General features: G+C 41.3%; 2 protein-coding genes. Both read right to left on the reverse strand.

Features of this window, described 5'->3' with window-relative positions:
* The coding region (locus ACZFYI_RS19250) for an endonuclease/exonuclease/phosphatase family protein (protein ID WP_462525743.1) at positions 1 to 1018 on the reverse strand (1018 nt) is incomplete at its 3' end.
* 112 nt (positions 1019 to 1130) lie between these two features.
* Positions 1131 to 2323 (reverse strand): M24 family metallopeptidase (locus ACZFYI_RS19255; RefSeq protein ID WP_462525744.1); only part of this gene is annotated, 1193 nt, incomplete at its 5' end.

Below are 2323 nucleotides of genomic sequence, written 5' to 3' on the forward strand. Positions count from 1 at the left end.
AGACAGGATAATGATCTGAATAATCTACTTCGGAATGGGTATTGAAATCAATAATTTCCAGGAAATCATCATAAAAAATATTGTCGATCCTTAAAAAGAAAAGGACTTTGTTATAAGTAAAACCGAAGCCCTTTCCGGCTTTTTCGAAGCCATTGTTCATGATATTTCTAAGGGTGAAATAGGTATAACTGTAAGGAACATCATTGAAATCTCCGACCAAAATATTGGCATAAGGACTGTTTTCCATATGTTCTATCAGGATTTCCAATTGGGAAGCCCTAGCCACCTGTCCTCTTTTCAGTTTCCTGAGGGTTTGCCTGTAATTTTCTTTGATTCCTTCAAAATCGCTGAGTTCTGCAGAAGGAATGTTCATGGATTCCAGGTGGGCATTATAGATCCGGATGGTATCTTTATCCACTTTGATATCAGCAAAAATTATCCCATTTGTACTTCGGGAATCAAGTACAACCCCTTCATTCACGATGGGATATTTACTAAAAATGGCCATACCAAAGGTGCTTGATTTTGGATTTCCCTGAATAACCTGGTAAAAATGATTGTATCCCGTATCTTTTCCCAGCTGCCTTATGGTATTTCTGGAGGGTGTGGTCGGGTCTTGATAGAATTCCTGAAAGCATTTGATGTCAGAAGGATTGTCCTGTAACCATTGGATGAGGTTTTTGGAAGTGCTGTTTTTTGCGTTACCTGATTTTTGATAACTGAACATATGCACATTGTAGCTTAATATGGAAAGTCCTTCTTTTAATTCCGGTTCTGTTCGAAATTGAAATGTGACTCCGACAAACTTCCATCCAATCACCAAAGCAATTAATGGTAAAAGCGCCAATTTCCTCCTTGCAATAACAAGTGCAATGAAAAGAAACCCGTTGATGACAAGTAATAGAGGAATGGTTAGTGTGGCCAAACCCACATATGGAAAATATTCAGGAGAAATATAAACGCTAAAAAATAAAGCCAAGGAAACCAAAAAAAAGAAGGATGTAAGAAATCTAATCATTGGCTAAATTAATTTGTGGCGAAAATATAAGGAATTCAATCCTATTCCAAATGGTGGAAGAGGTATCCCTATCGCTGTGAAAAATTATAACAGCTATAGGGATACCATGCTTCTATTTTATGAGAATCAGTTCACTTTGGGGCTCCATCAAATACCTTGCGCCGTCTTTGGTGACTACAGCAGTCTCTTCGACAGACATGGTTTTAGTTCCTGTTTCGGGCAGTTTCCAAGCATGAAAGCCATCAAAAGCAAAGAGCATTCCTTCTTTTAATGGTTTCATTGCCGCTGGCCTTACTGTTGGGTCAGGAAGGAGACCTCCGCCGAGATTTGGCCCTATATCATGAGCCACATACCCAACAGGATGTCCAGTACTCCACATGACAGGTTCCGAACCTCTTTCTGCCATCCATTCTCTTTGAGCTTTATCTACCTGATATCCCAAGACTCCCGGTTTCATGACCTTAAGGGCAGCACGGTTACCACCAATGGAAGATTCAAAATAAAACTGAACCGAGTCAGGCGCTTGCGTTTCTCCTGCTCTCAGGACATAAGCGAATCTTTGGATGTCCGATACCCACATGTCATATACACGAATCCCAAAATCTGTCTGTATCACATCTCCTGGCATGATAACTTTGTCGGTAGAGTGGGAGTGGCCGCGGTCTGGTCCTGAGTTGACGTTGGGATTCTGGTCTGGCGACCATGCGTCTTTGACACCATATTCTTCCATTTTTTTCTTTAGAAATCTTGCAATATCCGCATCAGTACTCTTTCCGGGAATGACGGTGGCGTAAGCTTCATGTTGCCATTTTGAGGTGAGTATCGCCGCTTTGGTCATGATCTCTACTTCGGCAGGAAGTTTAATAGACAGCCATTCATAGATCAGGTCATCTGCAGAGACCATTTGGCCGGCTTCATTGCCGATAGCATCTACTAAGGTTTCTCTTTGCGTAAAACTCAAGCCATCTGCCAATGCATTTTCGATGGAACTATTGATGGCTATTTTTGCAAATTGCCTTGATTTAATATAGTCAGATGCATCGCTGATAGCAGAATTTCCCCTTTGCACAGCAATTACTTCGTCATGAATTTTTAGATCCGCCAATGCGGTAGCCTCTCCAATAGGGCAGAAGACAACTGATTTTACACTTTCTCCATCCAAATAAAAAAGAAACAAAGCCTGACCGCCGGCATTTTCTCCCCCGATATGGTGCGCAATGGGGTCATTGTTATTTTCCCTACATAATATGACCCAAGCGTCTACTCCGGCATTTTTCATGGCTTGAGGAAGTAATTTTTGGATCC

This window comes from Aquiflexum sp. (assembly GCF_977115555.1).